This is a genomic window from Fimbriimonas sp. LA-C6 (assembly GCF_055398105.1).
The window spans coordinates 1,261,652-1,280,508 of the sequence record NZ_AP038796.1; the positions used below are offsets into that span (position 1 = coordinate 1,261,652).

General features: G+C 54.8%; 14 protein-coding genes. 9 read left to right on the forward strand and 5 right to left on the reverse strand.

Annotated features, from left to right (window positions below):
• Positions 1 to 15: 15 nt before the first annotated feature.
• The 3 genes from ACZ51B_RS05910 to ACZ51B_RS05920 are packed head-to-tail and all read right to left on the reverse strand — an operon-like array spanning position 16 to position 2,403.
• A complete protein-coding gene (locus ACZ51B_RS05910) occupies positions 16 to 1,245 on the reverse strand; it encodes an aminotransferase class V-fold PLP-dependent enzyme (RefSeq protein WP_464296310.1) in 1,230 nt (409 codons plus the stop codon).
• A 16-nt stretch (positions 1,246 to 1,261) separates the two neighbouring features.
• Entirely contained in the window at positions 1,262 to 2,044 is a 783-nt protein-coding gene (locus tag ACZ51B_RS05915; protein ID WP_464296311.1) for a sugar phosphate isomerase/epimerase family protein, read from the reverse strand.
• On the reverse strand, positions 2,044 to 2,403 hold the full coding sequence (locus tag ACZ51B_RS05920) for a TSUP family transporter (RefSeq protein ID WP_464296312.1): 360 nt from the start codon (positions 2,401 to 2,403) through the stop codon (positions 2,044 to 2,046). The genes ACZ51B_RS05915 and ACZ51B_RS05920 overlap by 1 nt, the downstream gene beginning before the upstream one ends.
• A 44-nt stretch (positions 2,404 to 2,447) precedes the next feature.
• On the opposite strand from ACZ51B_RS05920, the gene ACZ51B_RS05925 reads away from it, so the two are divergent.
• Genes ACZ51B_RS05925 through ACZ51B_RS05935 form a run of 3 tightly spaced genes read left to right on the forward strand, consistent with a single transcriptional unit; the run spans position 2,448 to position 7,026 of the window.
• Complete coding sequence (locus tag ACZ51B_RS05925; RefSeq protein ID WP_464296313.1) at positions 2,448 to 4,034, forward strand: ABC transporter substrate-binding protein; 1,587 nt, start codon at positions 2,448 to 2,450, stop codon at positions 4,032 to 4,034.
• A 48-nt stretch (positions 4,035 to 4,082) separates the two neighbouring features.
• On the forward strand, positions 4,083 to 6,413 hold the full coding sequence (locus tag ACZ51B_RS05930) for an alkaline phosphatase family protein (protein ID WP_464296314.1): 2,331 nt from the start codon (positions 4,083 to 4,085) through the stop codon (positions 6,411 to 6,413).
• 19 nt (positions 6,414 to 6,432) lie between these two features.
• Complete coding sequence (locus tag ACZ51B_RS05935; RefSeq protein WP_464296315.1) at positions 6,433 to 7,026, forward strand: GNAT family N-acetyltransferase; 594 nt, start codon at positions 6,433 to 6,435, stop codon at positions 7,024 to 7,026.
• 55 nt (positions 7,027 to 7,081) lie between these two features.
• Here ACZ51B_RS05935 and ACZ51B_RS05940 read toward each other — a convergent pair whose 3' ends face one another.
• The gene (locus ACZ51B_RS05940; protein ID WP_464296316.1) at positions 7,082 to 9,181 is read right to left on the reverse strand and encodes a fibronectin type III domain-containing protein; all 2,100 of its coding nucleotides are present in this window, start codon (positions 9,179 to 9,181) and stop codon (positions 7,082 to 7,084) included.
• Positions 9,182 to 9,385: 204 nt separating this feature from the next.
• Positions 9,386 to 9,868, reverse strand: coding sequence for a pantetheine-phosphate adenylyltransferase (gene coaD, locus ACZ51B_RS05945; protein WP_464296317.1), 483 nt, complete (start codon positions 9,866 to 9,868; stop codon positions 9,386 to 9,388).
• Positions 9,869 to 10,128: 260 nt separating this feature from the next.
• On the opposite strand from coaD, the gene ACZ51B_RS05950 reads away from it, so the two are divergent.
• From ACZ51B_RS05950 to ACZ51B_RS05975, 6 genes are all read left to right on the forward strand, one after another.
• Positions 10,129 to 10,575, forward strand: coding sequence for a hypothetical protein (locus ACZ51B_RS05950; RefSeq protein WP_464296318.1), 447 nt, complete (start codon positions 10,129 to 10,131; stop codon positions 10,573 to 10,575).
• A 125-nt stretch (positions 10,576 to 10,700) separates the two neighbouring features.
• Positions 10,701 to 13,091, forward strand: a complete 2,391-nt coding sequence (locus ACZ51B_RS05955; protein WP_464296319.1) for an extracellular solute-binding protein — start codon at positions 10,701 to 10,703, stop codon at positions 13,089 to 13,091.
• A 2-nt stretch (positions 13,092 to 13,093) separates the two neighbouring features.
• Complete coding sequence (locus ACZ51B_RS05960) at positions 13,094 to 13,987, forward strand: carbohydrate ABC transporter permease (RefSeq protein WP_464296320.1); 894 nt, start codon at positions 13,094 to 13,096, stop codon at positions 13,985 to 13,987.
• A gap of 27 nt (positions 13,988 to 14,014) precedes the next feature.
• Complete coding sequence (locus ACZ51B_RS05965) at positions 14,015 to 14,536, forward strand: DUF488 domain-containing protein (protein ID WP_464296321.1); 522 nt, start codon at positions 14,015 to 14,017, stop codon at positions 14,534 to 14,536.
• Between the two features lie 93 nt (positions 14,537 to 14,629).
• A complete protein-coding gene (locus ACZ51B_RS05970) occupies positions 14,630 to 17,125 on the forward strand; it encodes a DUF5695 domain-containing protein (protein WP_464296322.1) in 2,496 nt (831 codons plus the stop codon).
• Between the two features lie 8 nt (positions 17,126 to 17,133).
• Positions 17,134 to 18,642, forward strand: a complete 1,509-nt coding sequence (locus tag ACZ51B_RS05975) for a M61 family metallopeptidase (RefSeq protein WP_464296323.1) — start codon at positions 17,134 to 17,136, stop codon at positions 18,640 to 18,642.
• Positions 18,643 to 18,857: the final 215 nt, after the last annotated feature.

An 18,857-nucleotide genomic window follows, 5' to 3' on the forward strand; every position in this document is an offset into this window, starting at 1 on the left:
TTACACGGACAACTATCACAGAACGCCCTCAAGCACGCCAATCAGCTTCTGAATCTCCTCCGGCGAATTGTAATGCACCAAGCTAATCCGAACCACACCCTCCACCAGGTCGATTCCTAGATTCTCGCAAAGCCGGACGGCATACATGTTTCCGTTCCGAATACCGATCCCGTGCTCATTCACCTCGTGCGCAACCTGGCTCGATGGTTTCGAGTCATGCAAAAACGCCACCGTCGGAACCGACGCCCCACTCAGCGAGTGCGCCCCAATCATCCGAATACGAGGGTGCTTCTGAAGGAACTCAAGCAACATTCCATAAGGCTCACTCTCCAGCGCCTGGGCCACAGCAAACGCGTCTACAACCGTCTGCCGCCCCTCATAAACACCACCCGCCAAGAACCCAAGATACGGCTTCAAAGCCAGCAGTCCAGCGCAGCCCTCATGCGAAACGCCACCCAGCTCCCACTTATACGGCATCTGAGTCTTGGGAATGAAGTAGTGATTAGGTCCAGTCAATTCCTCAAACGCCTCATGCGTCCCGAAGATCGCAGCCATATGCGGACCATAAACCTTGTAGGTGCTGTACACATACCAGTCCGCACCAATCTCTTGAACATCAATCGCGCGGTGAGAAGCAAACGCAACCCCGTCCACACACACCTTAGCGCCAACGCGATGGGCGAGTTCACAAACGCCCTTCACATCCACCACCATCCCCAGCAAGTTCGAAACATGCGCAACCGCCACCAACTTAGTACGCGAAGACAGCAACTTCTCAAACTCAACAAGCGAACTCTCAAACGTCTCTGGATTCACTTTCCAGAACTTCAAAACCGCGCCCACATCTTGCAACCGTGCCCAACAACCCGCGTTCGCTTCGTGGTTGGCATCCGCAATGATCACCTCATCGCCGGGCTGAATAATCTTGGAGTAGGCCGTCGCAATCAGATTCGTCAGAGCCGTGGTAGAAGGACCAAGCACCACTCGCCCCGTAGCCCCAACATTCATAAACTCCTCAATGAACGCATGAGCCTCAGCAACCGTGTCAGTAGCCACCACAGACTGCGGATACCCGGCACCGAGCTGCACATAGGTGCTCAACATATAATCCCGAATCGCGTCAGCAACCACCTCGGGAACCTGTGAACCACCAGCGTTTTCCAGATAGGCAAAACCTTTCTGAAGAGACGGGAACCATGCACGAACGGCTCTGCGATCAGCAACGACCTGAAGCGGGGAAATCATGCCCTATAGTAGCAGTTCAGTAGCCCAGCGAACGGAGATATTCCCTGCTCGAACGGAGGCAATCAAACGGGTCACGCCGACATGTGTCCTGCTCCACAATCAGCCACTCCGTCCCACCCGCTTCGCAAGCCTCCAAAATCTCAGGCCAGTCCAAATTGCCTTCCCCAACCGGAGCCATCACCAGCCCTTCGCCATGCACATACTCCTTGTCCTTGAGGTGTACCATCCGAATCCGCCCCTCGCACCGCTTCAGCATCGTCTCAGGCGAAGCCCCCGCATGATTGATCCAGTACGTATCAATCAACATCTGGAGATAAGGCGCACCCTCATCAACAAGCAAGTCATAACCCTTCAAACCTGTGCTCTCATCCCGCAGAAATTCATGCGAATGGTTGTGATATCCAAAATCAATCCCGTGCGCTCGTAGCTTCTCAATCACCACCCGCGCCTCAGAAAGGAAGGCCCGAAAATGAACACTTAGAATGGGATCCGGACTAAAAAGCCCACTAATCCCTGCATAGTCACATCCCAGAGTCTTGTGAAACCGTATTTCCGCCTCAGTCTCATCCCGCAACCTCTCCCATGGCCGATGCGTAGCACAGCACTCCAGCCCAAACTCATCAAGCCATGCTTTAGCCTGTTCAGCGCTCACCTCAGGCTCATCACCGTCCATACAAGCCACAGCCGAGCACTGCACCCCGTCATACCCAAGCTCGCGACACCGACCAAACACAGAGTAAAGACCTTCACCCGTCCGGACATAGTCCCGAAGCGTAAAGAGCTGAACCGCAACCTTCATCACTTCTTGGTCACCAGCTGAATAGCGATCAAAACCAAAAACCCTGCAAAGATCCGTCGCATCGTCACTTCGTTCAACATAACGGCAATCTTCGCGCCTCCAAGCGCACCAAACAGAAACCCACCCGCAAGCAACGCAGCAGCCCGAATATCAACCGCATCATTCTTCCAATACTCATAAACACCCAGAAGACCAATCGGAAAAAGAAGGGCCGCCAACGAAGTCCCCTGAGCCTTCTGCTGACTCATCTTCGCAAAGTAAACCATCGCCGGAACAATCACAATCCCGCCGCCAATACCGAACAGTCCACCAGACACACCTGCAAACACTCCGATAGCGAGAAAGATCAGTGATTCCATTTTTCAACTGTATCCGGTTTGGTTCGTGATAAAGTTACGGAACTTTGAAGCGTGTCTGGATCTACTTAGCGTTATCGTCTGTTTTGGCGGGTTGTGGGAAAGGAGGCTTTTCCAAAGGGTCCCAAACTCAAAAGGACTCAACCTTCTCCTATGCGTTGAACAACAAGGTCACCACTCTCGATCCAGGCAAGGTCCAAGACATCGACATGACTGACGTCATCAAGAATGTCTACGAAGGCCTCGTGGAGTACGACGAGAACAACAAGCTCGTCCCGCGCCTTGCCGAAAAATGGGAAGTGAAAGATGGAGGCAAAACCTACGTCTTCACCCTCCGCAAAGGCGTCAAGTTCCACAACGGTCGCGAACTCAAAGCCGAAGACTTCAAATGGACCTTCGAGCGCAATCTCAAGCCAAGCCTCGCATCACCAGTGGCTGGAAACTACCTAGACACCATCGCCGGCGTGAAGGAATATGTAGAAGGCAAGGCCAAAGAAGTCTCCGGCATCAAAGTCGTCGATGACCACACCCTCAGCATCACCCTCGACAAACCCAGACCCTACTTCCTCGGAAACCTCACCTACCCCTGCGCCTTCGCCCTAGCCAAAGAAGCAACGGGTGACAAGGAGATTTCCGACATGGCTCACTCCATCGGCACCGGCCCCTTCAAATACAGCCGAATCGAACCCGAGCAAGAGATCGACCTCCTCGCAAACAAGGACTACTATGAGGGACCTCCCCCCGTCGACTCCATCGCACGCCCCATCGTGAAAGACGGCGCCACAAGACTCAATATGTTCAAAACCGGAGCCATCCAGTTCCTTACCCTGGACCGCCGAGACGTGGCAGGAATCAAAGCCGACGCAAAACTCAGTCCCCAACTTCACTTTGAACTGCGTCCAGCCATCAACTACTTCCTCCTCAACCAAAACGCCTACCCGCCCTTCAAAGATCAACGCGTAAGAATGGCCTTCACCATAGGCATCAATCGCCCACACATCGTGCGCGACGTCCTTCCCGGATTCCTAGAAGCAAAAGGCCTCATCGCAGACGGCGTCCCAGGCTACAGGCCAAACCTACCAGGCATCCCCTACGATCTAGAAAAAGCCAAAAAGCTCCTCGCCGATGCCGGATATCCAAACGGAAAAGGGCTGCCTCCTCTCATCCTTGCCTATAAAGAGTCCACAAACGACGCCCGAGCAGCCTGCGAAGCAGCAGCCACAAGCCTGACCCAAGACCTAGGCGTACCCGTCACGGTTCAGTCCTACGAATGGGGCACCATGCTCGCAAAGCGAGACAAAAACGAACTCCAATTCGCATTCCTCTCCTGGTACGCCGACTATCTGGACCCACAAAACTTCCTAAGTCTCCTACTCTCCACCCAATCCAAACTCAACCACGACGGCTACTCAAACCCCAAATTCGACCAACTCTGCGACGCCGCCGATGTCGAACAAGATCCCGAGAAAAGAACCAAAATGTATCAACAAGCGGAGGATATTCTCATCGCCGACGCAGCAAGAATCCCCCTCTTCTTCCAGAACGATCCAGTCCTCGTCAACCCACGACTGACCGGCATCAAAGCCAACATCTTCGGACTCATGCCCAACCGAACCGCAAAACTCGCGCCCTAACCCCCGCGAAATTACCGATTCTTAACCATTGAGTGCGAGAATGGAATCATGAAATTCCAGCTGGCCATTGCCGCAAGTTCAATCTGTGTTGTAGGAGCCCTGGCAGCCACTGCCATGATCCGACAGGGAGAAAAACCGAATACCAAGAGCGCAGACGGCAAGATGCTCCTTCCAAACGGTTGGAGCATCACGCCAGCCGGAAGACCCATCCCACTGAGCGGCGACATGCCACTCAAACTAGCCTTCACAACGGACGGCAAAGGTCTCCTCGTAGCAACAGGAGGCTGGCACAATCAAGCCGTCTCCCTCATCGACCTCAGAACAGAAAAAGTCGCCAGCAAACTCGAACTCGCAAGAGTTTGGGCAGGACTCGCAGTGGACCAAGATAAAGTGCTCGTGTCCGGTGGCTCCGCCAAAACCCACACGCTCACTGTCAACGGAACCGAACTCAAACGAGAGGCCGACCTCCCCATGAAGACCGGCTGGACATCCGGAATCGCCGCCAAAAACGGCGTCTTCTGGATCGCCGATGTCAACACGGGCCACATCGACCGATACGAAGCCACCGAGTCCAGAGAAGCTACTCTAACCGGCCGTCCCTACAGCGTCGCCCTATCCCCAGACGGCAAACAGCTCGCAGTCACCCTCTGGGCCGCCTCAAAAGTGGCCATCCTAGACTCAGCAACTCTCCAAACACTCACCACCATCGAAGTCGGCAAGACGCCAAACGAAATGGTCTGGTCCCCCGATGGTCGCCTGTTCGTAGCCTGCTCAGGCTCCAACACGGTCTCCGTAATCGCCGGAAATAAGGTGCTCGAAAACATCAAAACGAGCCTCACACCCAAAGACCCCGTGGGCTCCACCCCAATCGCAGTCGCACTCACCCCCGACGCAAAGACCCTGTTCGTCGCCAATGCCGACAACAACGACGTCGCCGTCATCGACGTCTCCAAGAGAGAGTCACGGATCAAAGGCTTCATCCCCACAGGCTGGTACCCAAGCGCCCTTGCAGTCTCCCCAGACGGCAAAAAGCTCTTCGTAGGAACCGGCAAAGGCCTCACCTTCGGCCCCAACGGCTCCGTCTCATCCGAGGGCAAGCCGAAGATGAAGTACATCGCAAGCCTGCTCGAAGGCACCCTCAACGTGGTGGACCTCCCAGACGAAGACCAACTCGAAAAGTACACCGCCCAAGTCAAATCCAACTTCCCACAGCCCACCTTCGCCACCAAATCCGAACAAGCAGATGGCATGGCAGCGCTCAAGAAGATCAAACACGTCCTCTACATCATCCGAGAAAACCGAACCTACGACCAGGTCTTCGGAGACGTGCCCAAAGGCAACGGCGACAAGAGCCTCGTAATGTTCGGCCAAAAAGTAACGCCCAACGCACACGAACTCATCAACCGCTTCACCCTCCTAGACAACACCTACTGCAACGGAGAAGTCAGCGAAGACGGCCACCAGTGGTGCAACGGAGCCTACGCCACCGAGTTCGTACAAAAAGCCTGGATCAACAGCTACTCCGGCAAAGGCGAGCCCGAAGGTGACGACGAACTACAAGAATCCCCAGCAGGCTATCTCTGGGACCAGTGCCGCAAGAAGGGCATCGACTACAGAAGCTACGGCGAGTTCGCCAGCTTCAAATCAAGCCCCGACACGGCCCCAATCTTCAACGGCAACAAAGGCCTAACCGGCCACGCCAGCGAGAAATGGAGTCGCGGCGGACGAGACTGGCAGAAGGTCGATGTCTTCATCGAAGACCTCAAAGCAGCCGAATCCACAGGCAAGTGGCCCGGCTACATGGTGATGTCGCTCGGCGAGGACCACACCAGCGGCCTCCGAGCCGGAGCATTCACGCCACAAGCCGCCGTCGCCTCGAACGACTACGGCGTCGGAAAACTGGTGGACGCCATCAGCCACTCCAAGTTCTGGAAAGACACTGCCATCTTCATCATTGAAGACGACGCACAAAACGGCCCAGACCACGTAGACGCCCACCGAACAGTAGCCATGGTCGTCAGCCCCTATGTGAAAAAGGGCTACCTAGACAACACTATGTACACCACAGCCAGCATGATCCGAACCATGGAGATCATCCTCGGCCTCCCTCCAATGACGCAGTACGACAAGAGCGCCCAGCCCATGTTCGGTGCCTTCACCCGAACCGCAGACCTCACCCCGTACACCGTCATCTCCCCACTCATCGACATCGAAGCCAAGAACCCAACCAAAGGCAAACTGGTCGAAGAAAGCAACCGCCTCAACTGGTCCAAGTACGACGCCGCCGACCCAGACAAGCTCAACGAGATCCTCTGGAAAGCCCTCAAACCAGGAACCCCAGTCCCAGCCCCAACCCGAAGTGCCCGCCTAGGCCGCTAACCGGCAGTATGATTAAGGGATGGACGAAAAGTTCATCCCTCCCACCCGCTTCGAGGCAAACGGCTTCGTAATCCGATCCTACACAGAAGCCGATGGGAGTGCACTCTCCGATGCAGTCAACAGCTCCTATGAGCACCTAAGACCCTGGATGCCATGGGCGACACCAAACCAAAGCGTAGAAGTGTCCGAAGCTCGGTGCAGGTGGTTCCACGAAACCTACATGCAGAAGCAAGATTTCATTCTGGGAATCTGGCATGACCAACAACTCCTAGGAGGCACCGGTTTCCACCTCCGCCACGGCCCCATCGAATCCGGCAACGCCGAAATAGGCATGTGGATCCGCCAAAGCGCCGCAGGCACCGGCCTAGGCACACGCGCCCTCCAAGCGATGCTCGAATGGGGCTTCACCCAATGGGGCTGGCATCGCCTCGTCTGGAAATGCGACTCAAACAACGCAGCCAGCATCCGAGTAGCAGAAAAATGCGGCCTAACCCTCGAAGGCACCCTCCGCCAAGACGCCTTCGACGCAACCGGAAATCGCAGAGACACCCGGGTCTACGCAATCCTTGCAGGCGAATGGAGTTTTAGCATCAGCCAGCAGACCTCATCGTAACGTCTGGTTCACCAAAGCAGGTCGGCAACTTCGTGCCGACCTGCTGACTTTCAAACTAAACACCCGCGGTGGGACGAGAATCCATGTCTAAATCATAGATCTCTTTCCTCGGGAAGACCACAGCGCAGGCTTCCTTAGTGGCTACAGGTGCAAAGGCAGTACCGATAACCAACTGATTCCCTGGTGCACTGGTATAGGGGGGTGTCCCCCCTGCAATCACCAGAGGGGTTTCATTGCCATCTAGCATGAAATCTCCGTTAGGCGTGAGATTGTATCCGCTTCCATCCGCTTCGAGGCTCACCACATAGTTGCCTTGGTAAAGAGTCTGCTTACCGTTCTTGATGATAAGTGGGAATACGTTTACCCCCGCAGCCCCATTGATCTGTGCCGGAGGTTGTCCGGGAGTATAACTCACCCCTCCAATCGTGTACGTGGTTCCTACTGGTGGCGGGATTTGTGCACTCCAGTTGAGAGTCGTCAGGAACTTGAAGTCTCCATCGAGCGCCGGAGCCTTACCGCTTGTCACACCGCTGACCACCGTAGAATGCGAACGAATGGGATTACCGTTGCTCGCAGTTCCCAAAGCGGTGAGCTTAAAGGTGTACAGCGTGCCCTCCGGCAAACCTCCAACCGTCGTAGTCGTTGTGTTTGCCGGAACCTCTAAGATCCAAGGACTGTAGGGCGGCGTAATATCAAGCTCATAACCCGTTAAGGTTGCGCCAGCAGGCAGGTTAATGGGGTCCCAATCGAGAGTAAATGTCCAGTCGTTACGCTGAGTAATGGTTACCTGAGGAGCATCCATACGCTGATCATTCAAAATGGTGATTCTGAGCGTAGCTGCGTTACTTGGCTGAGGAAGAAGCGGGCTTGGCCGTCCGCCACGATCGCTAAATGGGAATCCGTAGCTATCCGATTGGTTGTACAGCACCGCAGCATAAGGGTTATAGAGACCATCGTTACTACTACGTGCGGCACCAAATGGGAACGGGGTAGGTGGATTGCTGTACCAGTCGGAACTCGTATTCCCAAAGACCCCGCCTGGGTAACCAAAGTTAAGCCCTGCAATGATGTCCCCTGCAACAGTTGCGTAAGCACTATTCTTCGTGTACTTCACCGAATCTGGAGCGATATAGTTGGGTGCGTTGGGATCGGTGGATTGCCCCACTGTAAAGGACGTAGCCGCCGCACTATAGATCGTATTGTCCAGATCACTTGCCGAGAGATCCAACGTAACAGGCAGGCTTGCAGGCAGCTGTGCGTCTGTAGTATCACCTTCCGAATCTGTGTAGAGGCCGTACGGCTTGCCACTGGTTGTCCCTGTCAAGGTCAACTGATAATTGCCTTTCCCATCCGTCGAGAAGCTGCCCGTGTAGTTGTAAGTGACATTGTTGTTGGGAGGTGCAGGTGCTCCTACTCCCGCCGACCCGGTGATGGTAAAGCTCTGATTCGAGGCACACAAAACTGAGAGATAGGCACTAAAGCTTGGATACGGAGTCGGTGGATTGTCACCGGCCGTCAATGTCTGCGGTCCTACGACTCTCAGGAAAGTAGAAAGGCTATCCGTACTTGGATTCCAACCAAACACCGGCGATCCATTGCTGACCTTCTGAAAAGCGTTCGCCATCGTTTTCTTGTCCAGACCATACAAAGTGTTGAGAAGCGTAGGCGTCGATGTATAGAAGGAGGCGCTGGAGATAACATTCCCGCTGCCATCGAGATAGTCGAGCTGCATGGGAATACCAAAGAAATCGAGTGACGTCAGATCAGCAGCTCCGGATGTCGGCCCAGCATAAGCAAACTCCATCTTGTCCCAGCGAATCGGTGAGTTGGTTGAGCTAGGCCCAGTAGCGCCACTAAAGCTGATAGGGGTGTTATAAGAAGCAATGAGGCGACCAGAGTCTAACGAGCTGACGGTGAATTCATAGATAGGAAGCGTATTGCCCGTATAAGGCGACATAAAGTAGCCTACGGAAGAAAGAGCGTTGAGTGCCCCTCCCGTGGTGATGCCACTGGGGTTCTTAGAAAGATCGAGGAAGGTAATCCCACTTCCAACAATTCCAGATTGTCCTGTAAGAAGCAGATACACGGATGCATCTGGAAGTCCACTGTCGTTAATCACCTGAACATATAAGGTCGAAGTTGTAGAGTCGGACATATAAGTTTCCTTGAGGGTTCGCTGTCAAATAACTCCAAGCCCCCGCATTCTTAGCAGGATAACCCTATCTAAGAATGATTATAGTACTTTATATGTTTCCGTCACATGAATTAAAATCGTTTATGAATACGACCTAAATATGCACAATTCCACAACTATTGACACTTCTGAGTCAGCACGATATGGTCAACAGAAACTGGCCCATCAACGCCCGAGAACTTCAGCCATGATGTCTGCCACGCCCTCGGGCACCATGCCCTTGTAATCGCCACCCAACAAAGCAACCTCTCGCACAATCGAACTGCTCAGGTAGCTATGCTCCCAGGTGGTCATCAAGAACATCGTCTCCACATCGCGATTCAACCGACGGTTGATCATCGCCATCTGGAACTCATACTCAAAGTCAGCCGTCGCCCTCAAACCCCGAATAATGGCCGAAGCACCCTTCTTCTCCACGTACTCCACAAGCAGACCCTGAAACGTATCCACCTTCACATTCGACAAGTGGTGGGTACTTCTCCTCAAAGCCTCAATGCGTTGCTCCGTACTCAACATCGGTTTTTTCGCGGAGTTCGCACCCACCGACACAATGAGGTTATCGAACAGTTTTGAAGCTCTTTCGATGAGATCCAGGTGTCCAAGAGTAGGAGGATCGAACGATCCAGGATAAATTGCCAGCCTTCGCATACGCTGGAACGGATTATAAACCTTATTCCAAATCGCAGGCTTGCCCCAACACGCCCAAAGCTGTCACAAAACCCTTAACATTTCATCGCGCGGAATCTTAAATGGCGTGCCACAATAGTGTTGCCCCATCCGTCCTTTGTAATTAAGGACTCCTCCTGATCATGGACATTCTCCGCCTGCTTGACGACCTTAATAAAATCATTGACAACACTCCTCATTTCGGCCCTATCTCATGGGGTCTCAACAGGGACGATGTCAGTATGCAAATCGCGAAAATCCGCGCTTCTCTTCCCCAAGAGTTGAAGGTCGCAGTCAGTACTGTTCGTGAGACAGATCGGATCCTGGAGACAGCACGTGAAGATGCTTCATCGGTCCTCGACAACGCTCGTAAAGAATCGGAACGCATACTCGCTGAGGCTCGCAAAGAGGCCGAGCGAATCTTGGAGGAAGGAAAACTTCAGCAAGAGCGAATGGTGGCAGAAAGCGAAATCCTGAAGCTCAGCAAAGCGCAGAGTGAAGAGATTCGCAACGCCGCGGATCGAGACTCTGTACAAATGCGTCGAGGCGCTGAGAAGTATGCCTACGACGTGCTAAGCCAACTCGAAGGCGTAGTTGGAAAGGCCATGACCGCCATCGAAAAAGGCAAGCACGAAATTATGCCGGCTCCACAACCTTTGCCGGACAAGCGCGAAAAAGTCCGCGTTTAACCTTTTCACAAAGCTGGGCGAATGAATTCCTTGTTCATTCGCCTTTTTTGTTGCATCATCCATATCGTCTCTACAAGATGAGCTAGGTATCGTCTTGTCGAAACGCTTCGATAAAGGTGTCGATATTGAAAATAGTTCGTTATTTGGCCGCAGCGCTGCCCCTTCTTTTAGCGAGTTCCAGCGCGATCGCTGCCGACCCGGTCACTCTGAGATTTACCGTCTGGGACGGCGACGAAGCACTCGTCGTCATCCGAAACGTCATCAAAGAGTTCGAGAAAGACAATCCAGATATCAAGGTCAAACTGGAGACCTTCCCCGATTACAACCTGTATCACCAAAAGATGCTGGTCCAGTACGCCGCCAACGTCGCACCCGACGTGGCCATGATGGACCCAGGGCATTTCCAAAGCCTGGCCAAGCGCAACGCAATCCTCCCACTCAACCAGTTCTTTAACCGCGCGCCAGACTTCGACATCAAGAAGTTCTACAAACCCATCGTAGACGCCCACTCGTGGAAAGGCTCCGTCTACGTCCTCCCACGAGACATCGCGCCCGAAGGTCTCATCTACTACAACAAGAAGGCGTTCGACGAAGCAGGTCTCCCCTACCCCGATGGCACCTGGACCTGGGACTACAAAATGCGTCCCGAGCTCAAGAACAAAGACTTCATCTGGGTCTGCGATCAACTCACCAAGCGTGACAGCAGCGGCAAAGTCAACCGCTGGGCCATCGCCTCCGGCTGGCCCGAGCTCCTCGCCACCACCTTCATGTACTCCGCCGGTGGCAAACAAGCAAACGACAACGAACACCCCACACTCGTCACCACCAACGATCCAGTGGCCATCAAGGCCTACCAGTACGCGTCGGACTTCATGAACAAAATGAAGTACATGCCCAACTCCACGGAGACAACGGGCGTGCTCATGTCCACCGCGCAACAGCTTTTCTCCAGCCAGAAAATCGCCATGTTCCAATCCGGCATCTGGGAAGTGCCCAAGATGCGCCGTGAAATCAAACTGGGAACAAGCTCGTTCTTCGATTGGGACATCACCCTCTTCCCAGCCTTCGCAAACGGCAAACGCATGGCTCCCACCGGTGGCTCGGGTTACAGCATCTTCAGCTCCACCAAATACCCCGAGCAAGCCTGGAAGCTCACCAGCTACATGGCAGGTCCCAAAGGAATGGTCGCCATGGCAAAAGCAGGCATCGCCCAGCCAGCCATCCGCGAACTCGCGCTCTCCGATGCCTGGCTCCCAACAGCCAGCAGCCCACCCGAGAGACAGTATCCAAAGAACATGATCGCAACCGATCAGGCCGTACCCTACGTCATCTTCGGCCCCAACGCCGACTACTGGCCCAGCGTCAGTGAGCGACTAGCCACAGGTCTCGATCTCCTCTGGAACGGACAAAGCACCGCCGAGCAGGTCATGATCCCTGCCCAGAAAAACGCGCAAGCAAGATTAGAAACGCTCATCAAAGAAGAGAATCTCAGCACCTTCGATTGGCGCTACGGCGGCACCGTCATCCTCATGCTAGCCGCAGCTATCCTTGCGTGGATCTACCTCCCAGAAAGACGCCTCAAATACACAAGCCGAGAAAAAATCGAAAGCCGATCCGCCTACAAGTTCATCTCACCATGGATCATCGGCATGATCGTCTTCACGGTCGGCCCCATGCTCCTCTCTCTCGTGATGAGCTTCACAGACTGGGACATCATCCAAGCCGCCAAATGGCGCGGACCCCAAAACTACGTCGAAGCAGTCAGCATCGACCCAGTCTTCTGGAAGTCGATCAAAGTCACCTTCATCTACACCTTCTTCAGCGTCCCCATGGGTCTATGCGTAGCACTCGGCCTAGCACTGCTCCTCAATCAAAAAATCCGAGGAGTACCCCTCTTCCGAGCACTCTACTACGTCCCGTCACTCAGCAGCCTCGTCGCCGCTTCCCTCATCTGGCGCAAAGTCTTCAACCCAGATAACGGCCTCATCAACGCCGTCATCTACGGCTCCCACGGCAGTTGGCTAGGCGACATGATCAGCCGAATAGCAGGCACACCCGGCAAAAACCTCGACTGGCTAGGCAACGAAAGATTCGCCCTCCCAGCGCTCATCATGATGTCAGTCTGGGGAGCAGGCGGAGGCATGGTCATCCTCCTAGCAGGACTCCAAGGAATCCCAGAGTTCTACTACGAAGCAGCAACCCTCGACGGAGCAGGCGTGTTCCAGAAGTTCAAAGCAGTCACGCTGCCACTTCTCACCCCAACGCTCTTCTTCTCGCTGGTCACCGGCTTCATCGGAAGCTTCCAAGTCTTCACCCAAGCGTTCGTCATGACCCAAGGCGGACCCAACGACAGCACCCGCTTCTACATGTACCACCTGTTCTCACAAGCGTTCCAATCGCTAAGAATGGGATACGCCTCAGCCCTTGCCTGGATCCTATTCTTCATCATCCTGATCTTCACCCTCATCCAATTCAGAATGAGCAAGTGGGTCCACTACGAGTCGGAGGCAAAGTAGCCATGAGTCACGTACAAGTCCGAACAGATTTAGAGAAGTACACCATCGCAGCCAAACGCGGCGAGCAAGCAAGCAGAGTCGGCAAGCTCGCCATGTGGCTTCTATTGGTCGTAGGTGCCATCGCGTTCCTCATGCCGCTCTACATCATGGCGGTGATGTCGGTCAAATCCCCCTCCGAAATCGCCTCCTCCTCCATCTGGGCACCACCCAAAGCCATCACCTGGGACAGCTTCCACACGGTCCTGTCCAACCCCAACGCGCCCTTCGACATGTTCTTCAAGAACTCGTTGCTGATCGCCACAATCTCCACCCTAGGCGTCCTGCTCAGCTCCAGCCTAGTGGCCTACCCCTTCGCGCGACTCCGATTCCGAGGTCGTGACCGCCTCTTCATCCTGCTTCTCGCCACCATGATGCTCCCCGGCATCGTCACCATGATCCCCACCTACGTGCTGTACAAATATCTGCACTGGGTGGACACCTTCTATCCCCTCACCATCCCCGCATTCTTCGGAGGTGGCGCGTTCAACATCTTCCTGCTCCGCCAGTTCTTCATGGGCGTCCCCCGAGAGCTCGACGAAGCAGCACTCATCGACGGTGCCAGCCACGCCACCATCTTCTGGAGAATCCTCCTCCCCAACTCAGGAGCAGCCCTCGCAACGGTCGGCATCTTCTGCTTCATCGGCAACTGGAAGGACTTCATGGGCCCACTGCTCTACCTAAACAGCCCCGAAAAGCAGACCCTAGAAGCAGGCCTCCGAACCTACCAATCCCTCAACAACGAAAGATGGGACCTCCTCATGGCCGCCGCAGTGCTCGTCATGATCCCCCTCCTCATCATGTTCATCCTAGGCCAGCGATACTTCGTCAAAGGCATCGTCATGAGCGGAATCAAGTAGCACCTTCAGCCGTACGAAGAGATACAATTGTCTCTTCGTACGGTTATGCACATCCTTACCGCCGGATACGGCAATCGCGGCTTCCCCGCCTTCATCGAGCTCATGCAACGCCACGGCGTCACCCACCTGGTCGACGTCCGCAGCGTCCCCCAATCCAGCTACTGGGAAGACTTCCGGAGAGAACGCCTAGCCCACATCGTCCCACCCACCGGCCTCAAATACATCTACATGGGCGACACACTGGGTGGAGTCCAAAACAGCCCCGTCCTCTGCAAAGACCCCGATTCAGTAGACATCGCCCCCTTCTTCCACCAGCCCAACTTCCACCTAGGACTCGACAAACTGATCCAAGCCGCCGAAGACCCCAAACGCCAAATCTGCCTCATGTGCGGCTGCCTCCGCCCCCACCGCTGCCACCGCTCCAGACTCATCGCCGAAGCACTCACCACCCGAGGCATCACAGTCCTGCACCTAGACGACAAAGGCAACCCAATCCCCCACGCCCAAGTCCTCGAAGAATCCAAACCCAAACAAGAAAGCCTCTTCTGAAGCAGCGACGCAAATAGGTTCACAACTTGACTGCTTTCGGTCTTGGCGCAGACCAAGTCATCCCATAGAATGTGTGGGCATCCGGTCATCACCATGCTCAGCCTGTTCCTCTGTCTCTCACCTCAATCACCCACCAACCCGTTCCAAATCCAGACCTCCCACGGAACGATCACCTCAATCCGATACGCAAACGACAAGCTCGCCACCGAGTACATCGCAACCAAGAAAAAACTCGGCGCAGTCCAAGTCCACTATCGGATCAAACAAGGTGCATGGCAGCCAGCCGACAAAAACCTCGGTGTCAACTCAACGTTCGAAACGAAAAACGGCAAACTGATCTGGCACTTCAAAATCACCAATCAGTCCACCAAACCGCTAGAACTAGGCGGAGTAGCCACCCCTCTCCCAATGAACACCCGCTTCGAAAACGGGCACAAGTCATCCGTCCTCAAACACAGCTTCATCTCCGGCGCAGGCTCCTTCGCGTTCTGGATGCGCCCCGACAGCAAGGGCCCCTACCTAACCATGACCTGCCTACCCGGCACGTCGCTCGAATACTGGAACCACACCCAAGACGGAACCTACCAAACCTTCGTCCACTCAGCCTCCGAAATCCCAACCATCCAGTCAAAAAACGGAAGCTGGCGCTTACCCCACACCTCCAAAACGCTCCTCCCCGGCCAGTCAGTCGATTACGGCTACGCCTTCGAATGGGCAAAGGATTACCCGTCCGTCCGCGACATCCTCGCACGCAACGGCAAGCTCGACGTCCAAATAGCCCCCGGCATGACCGTCCCAACTGACCTCACCACCGAGGTCGCCCTCAGATCCTCAGCTCCCATCAGCAGCATCAAACCCGAATATCCCGCACAAACCAAAATCCAATACATCACCACGCGGGGCAACTATAAGATCTACCGCGTACAGTTCAAAAAACTAGGCGAAAACCTCCTCACGGTAAACCAAGGCAAGTCCAAGACCTACCTAGAATTCTTCTCCTGCGAACCAGTAGAAACCCTCATCAAGAAGCGCGCAGCCTTCCTCACCAAGTCGCAAGAACTCAACCCGGAAAAGTGGTACCAGGGCCTCCTCCGCGAGTGGAACATGAAGAGCAAAGTATCGCTCAGCCCAGACAACTACGATCTCATCAAAGGCTGGCGCATCTACGAAGTAACCTGCGACGACCCAGGCCTAGGCAAGCCAGGCTACCTAGCATCCAAAAACGCCGAATTCCCAGTTCAAAAAGAAGTAGACGCCCTCGATCGATACATCACACACTTCGTCTGGGGCGGACTCCAACACACAACTGAAGAACCCTTCCCCTACGCCATCTACGGCATTCCCGACTGGAAAACCCTGCGCGCAAGCAAAGCCACAGACAAAACCAAAGGCACCGAACATCTCTGGCGATGCTACGACTACCCCCACATCGTGCTCATGTACCGCAGCATGTACCAGGTAGCCAAAAACAACCCAAGCATCAAGACCCAACTCCCAGCCCGCGAATACCTCCAGCGAGCCTACGGCACAACCGTCGCGATGTTCACAGTCCCAGACAAACTGGTGAAATGGTCACCCTACGAGACCGGCTACTACAACGAAGTAGTCATCCCCGAGCTCATCAAAGACCTTGAACAAGAACACATGACGGACGAAGCAGCCAAGCTCCGAGAGTTCTGGACCAAGAAAGTCCAAGCATTCGTCGGCGGAGACCTAGACCTCTTCAGCTCCGAATACGCCTTCGACTCAACAGGTTTCGAATCCACAGAAGCGCTCGGCGATTACGTCATCAAAAACAACCAACAACCAACCAAAGCAAGAGCATTCCTAGACAAACAGATGGCCGCCAACCTCTTCTGTAGAGGCACCATCGAACCCGCTTACTACTACCTCGGCAGCGACTACCGAGGCGGTGGCGGAGATGGATACACGCTGTCCTACATGGCCCAAATGGGAGGCGGTAGCGTCCTCCACTACGGCCTCAACTACGCCCCGGATCCCTCGCCCTACCTCCGATTGGGATACCAATCCATCCTAAGCTCCTGGGCACTCATGAACAGCGGGACAGCAACCTCAAACTACGGCTACTGGTACCCCGGCAAAGACAACGACGGAGCAGCCGGTGGCGGATTCGAACCCGCAGCCTACGGTCACACCTGGCTAGACCAACCTCACGGCAGAGGCTCCTGGTACTACTCATGCGAGATCGACCTCGGCTTTTCCGGCGCTCTCCGAGCCGCCCGAACCGTCGTAGCTGACGACCCCATCTTCGGCCGATTCTGCTTTGGTGGCTCCACGGTCCCCAGCAAACAAGGCTACAGCTTCGTCCCTAAAGACGGCCTCCGCCGCCGTCTCTCCATCCGCACTTCACACACTTCGCTAGACCTCGAGCTCCACGGCACCCGCTTCTCCGGCCCCATCACGCTGGACGAAAAGCGACACGAACTCACCTTCACAACCGAAGCCTCAGACCGCCCCAACTTATCATTCGCACTCTCCGGCAAGAGCCGTCCAACCATGAAACTCCCCCTACCCTCAAAAGTTGGCCCCAACCATCGATTTGTAGTACGATTCGAGCCCACTCACTAAGATCCCTCATGAAGAACAGAACCTACGTCGCCCTCTCCCTACTCGCACTGTCTGCCGTAGGACGCGCCCAAATCGAATACCGAGTGAGATTCGACCGAGCAGAAGACCAACTACAAATCACCCTAGCCTTCACCCCCAAATCAACCAAAACCGTCCTCCAACTCCCAAGCTGGTCGCCCGGCCTCTACGTGCGTGAGGACTACTGGAAAACGCTCAACGACCTCAAAGCGGAAGATGAAAACCAGCAGCCACTAGAAATAACCCACCCCAAAGGCGACACCTGGGAAGTCACCACAAACAGCGCCAAGAAAGTCACCGTGCGCTACAGCCGAAAAGTCGACCGCTCCAACAGCCGCATCGGCATGTTCGCCTCCAGCGGAAAAGCCATCCACTACACCGGCCCATCCACCTACCTCTACCTAGTAGATCGCAAAAACGAGCCCTGCACCCTCACCCTGTTCCCAACCGACACCAAAGCAGCAGTCGGCCTCGCCCAGAAGGGCGACGTCTACCAAGCACCCAACTACGATGAACTAGCCGACGCAACCGTCACCTTCGGCGAATACATCGAATGGAAGTATCAGGTCGGAGACAAGGAGTACACGCTAGCCGTTCGCGGTCCCAACGCCGCAAAGCTTGAGAAAGATAAAGTCGTCCAACTAGCCCGCTTCATCTCCAAATCCACCACCGACTTCTTCCACGCCGCCCCCTATCCCAAATATGTGTGGCACGTCATGGCAGTCCCCTTCGGAGACAACGCAGGCGGAGTCGAACACCTCAACGGCACCGACATCTTCCTTGGAAACAAAATCGGACGCGGAGCACTCCGCGGCATGGCGCACGAGTTCTTCCACCTATTCAACGTAAAACGCATCAGAGAAGAAGCGCTCGGCCCCTTCGACTACACCCAACTCCCCAAAGCCGGAGCTCTCTGGTGGCTGGAAGGAGTAACGGACTACTACGCATCCATCATCCCCTACCGCGCACAAGGAATGGACGAAGCAGACCTACTGAGACACGTAACCGAGACCACCGCAGAGGTCCGCTCCAACAAAGCCCGCTTAGAAGTCAGCCCATTCGAATCCGGCGATCGCACCCCAGAGTCCAGCAGCAACAGCAGCGGCTACAGAGTCAACTACTACCCAACCGGCTGGCTCCTAGGCCTCATGTTCGACATCGAACTCCGCTCACGCACCAAAGGCAAACACTCCCTAGACGACGTCGAACGAGCCCTTTGGAACCTCTGCAAAGACGGCAAACCAGGCTTCAAAAAAGACGAAATCCGCAAACAACTCGTCCACTTTGGAGGCGCGCCCATGGGCCAACTCTACGACGCCTGGGTCATGCAACCCGGCGACCTCCCGATAGAAGCCACCCTCGCCAAAGCAGGACTGCTCCTCAACGAAAAAGGAGTCACCCGCAACCCACAAGCCACCCCAGCCCAAAAGAAAACCCTAGAAGCCTGGCTCCACCAAGCCCCTCTACCGAAGGAATACCGACTGTCTTTGGAGCGTTAAAAAACAACAATCCTAACCCCTTCCGGCAAGCGATAGCAGATACTCCACGACGAATACAGGAAGCCTCCACCTAGAAGAACCGGGGCGCATCGGTCTTTCCACTTGGAAATCACCAATGTGCCCACAAGATTCATCTGAAACTCCATCTAAGAAAATCTTGCAGCAAAAATAACCTGAATCCCAAACCCAAACTCGGCACATAGCAACCTGGCACA